5 protein-coding genes are annotated in these 6,393 nt (G+C 37.3%); 1 reads left to right on the top strand and 4 read right to left on the bottom strand.

The window, feature by feature from the left end:
- Nucleotides 1–195: 195 nt before the first annotated feature.
- Nucleotides 196–489, bottom strand: a complete 294-nt coding sequence (locus ACIQ2D_RS16475; RefSeq protein WP_402865910.1) for a 3-isopropylmalate dehydrogenase — start codon at nt 487–489, stop codon at nt 196–198.
- Nucleotides 490–1,202: 713 nt separating this feature from the next.
- Between ACIQ2D_RS16475 and ACIQ2D_RS16470 the strand changes: the two genes are divergently transcribed.
- Nucleotides 1,203–2,054 (top strand): DegV family protein, encoded by an 852-nt coding sequence (locus ACIQ2D_RS16470; RefSeq protein WP_402865908.1) that lies wholly within the window; start codon nt 1,203–1,205, stop codon nt 2,052–2,054.
- Nucleotides 2,055–2,412: 358 nt separating this feature from the next.
- Here ACIQ2D_RS16470 and lepA read toward each other — a convergent pair whose 3' ends face one another.
- The 3 genes from lepA to gpr all read right to left on the bottom strand — a co-directional run bounded on the left by lepA (nt 2,413) and on the right by gpr (nt 6,365).
- Nucleotides 2,413–4,239, bottom strand: coding sequence for a translation elongation factor 4 (gene lepA / locus ACIQ2D_RS16465; RefSeq protein ID WP_402865906.1), 1,827 nt, complete (start codon nt 4,237–4,239; stop codon nt 2,413–2,415).
- A gap of 101 nt (nt 4,240–4,340) precedes the next feature.
- The gene (gene spoIIP, locus ACIQ2D_RS16460; RefSeq protein ID WP_402865904.1) at nt 4,341–5,198 is read right to left on the bottom strand and encodes a stage II sporulation protein P; all 858 of its coding nucleotides are present in this window, start codon (nt 5,196–5,198) and stop codon (nt 4,341–4,343) included.
- Between the two features lie 150 nt (nt 5,199–5,348).
- Complete coding sequence (gene gpr, locus ACIQ2D_RS16455) at nt 5,349–6,365, bottom strand: GPR endopeptidase (protein ID WP_402865902.1); 1,017 nt, start codon at nt 6,363–6,365, stop codon at nt 5,349–5,351.
- Nucleotides 6,366–6,393 lie beyond the last annotated feature (28 nt).

The following is a 6,393-nucleotide window of genomic DNA, read 5'->3' as shown; positions in this document are numbered from 1 at the left end:
CAAGCAACTAACGTTCAAAAAGGATAAGTAACTTTTTCCTAGAAAGAGGATGTAATTCTGTCATTGACAGAGTTGCATCCTTTTCTCTTTCTCGAAAGAATTTAAAAAACTCATTTGTTCAACTAACCTGCTCCGTTAGCACAATAGGAAAAAAGAGCTACCTATGCAACTCCATCAGCTGAATATAATCATAAATTACATTTTACTGTTGTTAACTTTTCTTACTAAAGTTACTGAAATTGCAATAATAAAAACAATCATACTATTTATTATTAAAAAGTACCCTAGTTGCATGCCATAAAATATTGCAAAAGCATCTTGGATAATAAATATCGCTAATACACTTCCTATTGTACCAAAGAAAACCGCTAGTAATAATATTGTAAAAGCAGCAAAATATAGATTTTTCTTTTTTATATAGGATATAAACCCAATAATATTTGCAGTAACAATAAAAAAGCCCGTAAGGATTAAGAAAAAAACACTCATTCAACTCGCCCTTCCATAAACATATTTTACCACTTTAATTAAGAATCTTGTTGAACTATTCTGCTTCGTTAGCTCATTCATTTATTCGTCATATGCATCACCAATTAATGTAAAATCATCTTGAAGCCAGTACCAATGGTTACCGTTATTCATTACTAGGCGTTTTAATAACTCTGTAAAGGAATTGGAAATTATAGGACAGCTCCCAGCTACACCGTGAATCTGCCAATTGCTATCATAACATCTACCTAAACGTAACTTGTTTAGGTCAATTGTTAAATAATCATTATTCTTATCACGCCCAATAATGTACCAATTTGAAGAAATGTCATATTCAGCTTTTTCACCTATTATTCCTTCCTTTTTCGAAATAAAATGTTAGACAGCCTAAGTATAATATTCCCATCTGTTTATGTCATTCCTTCATAAAGTATTCTGCGTCGTTAGTTGAAGAGCAACAATCTTTTGAAAACAGTCATTAATAAAGATGTTCACAGACGGTTTTATGAGCCGAGTGATCGTCTTTTTCTAATTCAACATAAAATATCTTTTGAAAGTTCTCGACACCCTATGATGCATACAGAGGGAATTTCTCTTCAATTTTTCTAGAATGTCTATAGTAATCCAATTGGATAATTTACCCTTTTAATGTATAGTTAGAGTACATTTTAAAAGCTATGCACCAATTGGATGTAAATTGGAGGAGATATACAATGAGAAGGATTATTTTATCGACTGAGAGTGGAGCGGATTTACCGAAAATCTTAGCCGACAAACATGATGTACAAGTAGTACCGATGCATGTCATCATGGAGGGTCAAGATTATCTAGATGGTCATCTACCCGTTAAAGAAATTTTTGATTATCATGATCGCACAAAAACGATACCATCTACATCCGCCACTAATGTCCATGAGTATCATGAGTTTTTCACAAAAATTAGAAAGGATTTTCCTGATAGTATCATTATTCACATTGGTTATACGTCAAAGGCATCTGCTTCTTTTCAAAATGCGTTAATTGCAGCGGAAGATTTTAAGGATCTTTATTTAATTGATGCATTAAACGTAACAGGTGGTTTAACGGCCGTTGTAATATATGCTGTTAATTTGCTAGAGAAAGATCCTATGATTGACCCCACTCACTTAATAGAAAAAATCGAATCAAAGATTCCTAAATCGAGGCTCGCTTTCGTTCCTGGTAGCTTGGATTTTTTAAGAGCGGGTGGACGAGTAAGTAATGTAGCTTATCTCGGTGGTGCTTTGTTGAAAATAAAACCATGCATTGAATTAGTAGAAGGAAAGCTTGTTTCAACTAAAAAATATCGTGGAAATATGAGCACTGTTGCGGAAAAATTAATGCGTGATTATTTAAATCAATATAACATTGATAGACAGCAAATTTATTTTATTTACTCAATTGGACTCAGTGAAAGTATCAAGCAACGGATGAATGAGATTGCAAATGAAAATGATTTCGAAAATATAATTTGGATTCAAGCCGGTGCTATGATTTCTACTCATTCTGGTCCTGGAGGATTTGGGATTGCAGGAATAGAGGCATAGCCTTGTATACAGTATATTGAAAATCTATCAATATTGGTTCATCACCATAACTCTGTATTGATAAAAATTATGAGTAAAATCTTGTAAATCATTTCTCCTATATAGATAGACTTGAAATCACCGATAAAATAGAAAAACCCCGGATCATTCCTTAGCAGAATATTCAAGGAAGCGCTAATTTAAGGACAAAACCATAAGTATCAACCCTGACTTTTAGTTATGGACAAAAAAAAAACGGAGAGATGATTAATCCCTCCGTTTCAAAATACCAACCTCGCAAAGCCTGCGAGGCACTTGATATTAAATATAATTATCACTCAGTGCAGTAAAGAACGCTTCGTTCCTTGGTATGACTGAGTTACTTCGTGTCATCCATCTTCAGAACCGCCATAAACGCTTCTTGTGGGACTTCGACCGAACCTACTTGTTTCATACGTTTCTTACCCGCTTTTTGTTTATCAAGTAATTTACGTTTACGCGAAATGTCACCACCGTAACATTTTGCAAGTACGTTTTTACCCATTGATTTAATTGTTGAACGTGCTACAATTTTTTGACCAATCGCTGCTTGAACTGGTACTTCGAATTGTTGACGTGGGATTAATTCTTTCAGTTTTTCAACGATTACTTTACCACGCTCGTAAGCAAAGTCACGGTGAACGATGAAGCTAAGTGCATCGACTTGTTCACTATTAAGAAGGATATCCATTTTTACAAGTTTCGATGGTTTGTAACCAATTAACTCATAGTCAAACGATGCATAACCTTTTGTGTTCGATTTTAGGTAATCGAAGAAATCATAGACAATTTCTGATAATGGCATTTCATAAATGATGCTAACACGTGTAGTATCGATGTAATCCATCGTCATGAAATTACCGCGTTTGATTTGGCAAAGTTCCATAACAGCCCCAACATAATCATTTGGTACCATAATCGTCGCTTTGACATATGGTTCTTCTACGCGGTCAATTTTTTGTGGATCTGGCATCATTGACGGGTTATCTACCTTCACAGACGAGCCATCTGTCAATTGTACATCGTAAATTACAGATGGTGCCGTTGTAATTAGGTCAATATTGAATTCACGCTCGATACGTTCCTGAATGATTTCCATGTGTAAAAGTCCTAAGAATCCACAACGGAAACCGAAGCCAAGTGCTTGTGATGTTTCAGGCTCAAATTGAAGCGCAGAGTCATTTAACTCTAATTTTTCTAGTGCATCACGTAAGTCATTATATTTCGCAGTGTCGATAGGATATAAACCGCAATATACCATTGGATTTAAACGACGGTAACCTGCTAATGCTTCTGCTGCTGGGCGTTTTGCGAATGTTACTGTATCCCCTACGCGAGTGTCGCCTACATTTTTAATTGACGCTGTTAAATAACCAACATCCCCCACAGTTAATTCTGCTTGTGGTGTGATCTTCGGTGTATGAATACCGACTTCAATAACTTCGAATTCTGCACCAGTGGCCATCATACGGATTTTATCGCCCGCTTTTACTGTACCATTCATGATACGGATAGAGATGATAACACCTTTATACGGATCAAACACTGAATCGAAAATAAGTGCTTGTAAAGGCGCATCTGGATCACCTGAAGGCGCTGGTACTTTTTCTACGATTTGTTCTAAAATGTCTTCAATGCCTATACCTGCTTTAGCAGAAGCTAAAACTGCTTCAGAAGCATCTAGACCAATAACATCCTCGACCTCTTGACGTACACGCTCTGGGTCTGCCGCTGGCAAATCGATTTTATTGATGACTGGTAAAATTTCAAGTTCATTATCAAGCGCTAAGTAAACGTTCGCTAGTGTTTGCGCTTCGATGCCTTGTGCTGCATCTACGACTAAAATAGCACCTTCGCACGCCGCTAAACTACGCGATACTTCATATGTGAAATCGACGTGTCCTGGTGTATCGATTAAATGGAATGTATACACTTCTCCGTCTTTTGCTGCATATTTTAATTGTACTGCATTTAATTTAATGGTAATGCCTCGCTCACGCTCTAAATCCATTGAGTCGAGTAGCTGTGCTTTCATTTCACGGGAAGTTAGTGATTTCGTTTGCTCTAAAATGCGGTCAGCAAGCGTAGATTTCCCGTGGTCAATATGTGCGATAATAGAGAAATTTCGAATATTCTCTTGTCTTTTTAAACGTGCTTCTCGGTTCATATCTTCCACTCCTAATTAAACTATACTGAATTATAGCAGTCTCACGCTAGTTTGCGCAATGACAGAGTGAATTTATAGAGTAAACGAGAAGTTTTTTACAATTAATTTACCGTATCCGAGTCAAAAGCATTAGAAATCGCCTTTCCTAATATCGCAATCGTACGATTTATCTCTTCTTCCGTATTCTCTACGCCACCAAGTTCAACGATAATCATTTCCTTCGCCAAATCCTGATTGTAGAGACCATTTCCACCTTCGCCGTCTTTCGAGATAACACCCCGTGAAATATTTGGGATAAGCTTATTAAGAGCTGTGGACAAACTATCAGCATACGCTGTATTCCACCTGAAGTTTGGATGCTCTTCCCCTACTACCAATGCAATTTTGGCATATGTTTCATTATTGTAAGATACCGTGGATGCCTTTTTAGATATACCATCCCTATGCAGATCTAGAACAAGATCATAGGATTGTTCCTTTAATCGATTTGCTAGATATGGGCGTACTGTACTATATGCGTAACCCATATCCTTTCCTTCTTTCTTTAGGAGTTCCATAACATCAACATCTAGTACATCAGTTTGCAAACCATTTGATTGAAAATTCTCAGTAACAGAGTCCTTTAGTTTGTAAATATTCGTCAGACCATCATAACTTGCTACTTTCCCACTAACTTTCTGCACCATTGGTTCATACGTTTCATGTGAATGTGTAAATAAGATCAACACTTGAAACGGATCTTTCGTACTTTCCAATGTAGTCTCCAATGTAGTCTCCAACGTACTATCCATCGTACTTTCTTTATCTGAGTTATTAGCAGCATACACTACCTGTCTTTTTTCTTCTTCCTGCTCTATCGGAGTCGATGCTTGCTTATTGAACGGAAGTTGCCCTGCAATGACGGGTAATACGAAGAAGAACAATAGTAAACCAGCTGACCATTGTAGTTTTTTTAGCAAAGATTACACCCTCCTCCCCATATCGTATGGAGGGAAGGTGTCTTTTAGAACGATGAAATTTGACTCATTAAAATTGCATCAATTTGATTATTTTTCGCGGAAAACGAAAAAAAAAAGCTGGCGTTTTAGCACCAACTAATTATCATAAATTTATAGAGTGTCTGCCCAATTTGTGAGCATCGATGTAATAAGCGTGGCATACTTTTCAACCCAAGAATCAGCTTCTTTCGGCGTTACCATGAGTTGTGAATTTGAAGCTGCAATCGTTTCCTCAAACAGTTGATGTCTCTCTTCCTTCGACCAAGTAGCCCATTCGCCAAATATCGGCGTTACTAGCGACATATCGAGTTCTTTATGAATATCCGGTTGCCATGAAGAAAGTGACAGTTTAGCAGATGGTTTACCTCGTTCTGCAACACGTGCCGCTATAGACCTTAGCATTAGTTCTACAGCATCTGCTATTAAGACAGGTGCGTCTACAACAGTTGGTACGCCAATCGCTGTAACAGGGACTCCTAGCACCTCATAGGAGATTTCTTGACGCTGATTACCTACACCAGACCCTGGATGTATCCCAGTATTCGTTAGTTGGATGGTTTTACATAGTCGTTCACTTGATCTACTAGCAAGTGCATCAATAACAATAATTAATTTTGGCTTTATTCGGTCTGCAAGCGCTGCAACAAATTCACCAGTTTCATAGCCTGTTTGCCCCGTCACACCTGGTGCATACATAACAAACTTATCATCGATTTGCTCTAGATTATGCAAATGGTCGATTACAAAAGGACCTACAGCATCCGGTGTAATCGTACGATTGCCAAGTCCAATTATTAATATTTTATCGTCATTTCCCAAAGCTATCGATTCGTGCAACTTTTTAAATTGTTTGAGTAACGACTCTTCAAGCTGCCCAAAGCCGTCCTTGTCTTCCGGTGTAAGTGTAGGTACGGAAAGCGTTATATACTCTCCTTCCTTTTTACCAATCTGCTTTTCACCTTCATCATTGACCTGAACATGTGTTATTTTGACGCGCCCTTCAGTTTGATCTTCAATATGGACTCCACTTGATTGTTTAAGTGTGTCTTTTTGTTCCTTGGTCTGATGTAAGACAATCTCTTCTGATTCATCAATTAAATCCGTACGTTGCCAATTTAATTTTTGCATATAGTTCACCTCGCTTTTTAGTTTGTTC

The sequence above is a fragment of the Lysinibacillus sp. NPDC097287 genome (genome assembly GCF_044761695.1).
Taxonomy (GTDB): Bacteria; Bacillota; Bacilli; order Bacillales_A; family Planococcaceae; genus Lysinibacillus.
Note: the sequence above shows the minus strand (reverse complement) of the source record. Positions and strands in the feature narration are given on the sequence as shown.

Excerpts from the sequence above, each read along its gene's own strand:
- gpr (WP_402865902.1), bottom strand. The coding sequence starts at position 6,365 with ATGCAAAAATTAAATTGGCAACGTACGGATTTAATTGATGAATCAGAA.
- ACIQ2D_RS16475 (WP_402865910.1), bottom strand. The coding sequence starts at position 489 with ATGAGTGTTTTTTTCTTAATCCTTACGGGCTTTTTTATTGTTACTGCA.
- lepA (WP_402865906.1), bottom strand. The coding sequence starts at position 4,239 with ATGAACCGAGAAGCACGTTTAAAAAGACAAGAGAATATTCGAAATTTC.
- ACIQ2D_RS16470 (WP_402865908.1), top strand. The coding sequence starts at position 1,203 with ATGAGAAGGATTATTTTATCGACTGAGAGTGGAGCGGATTTACCGAAA.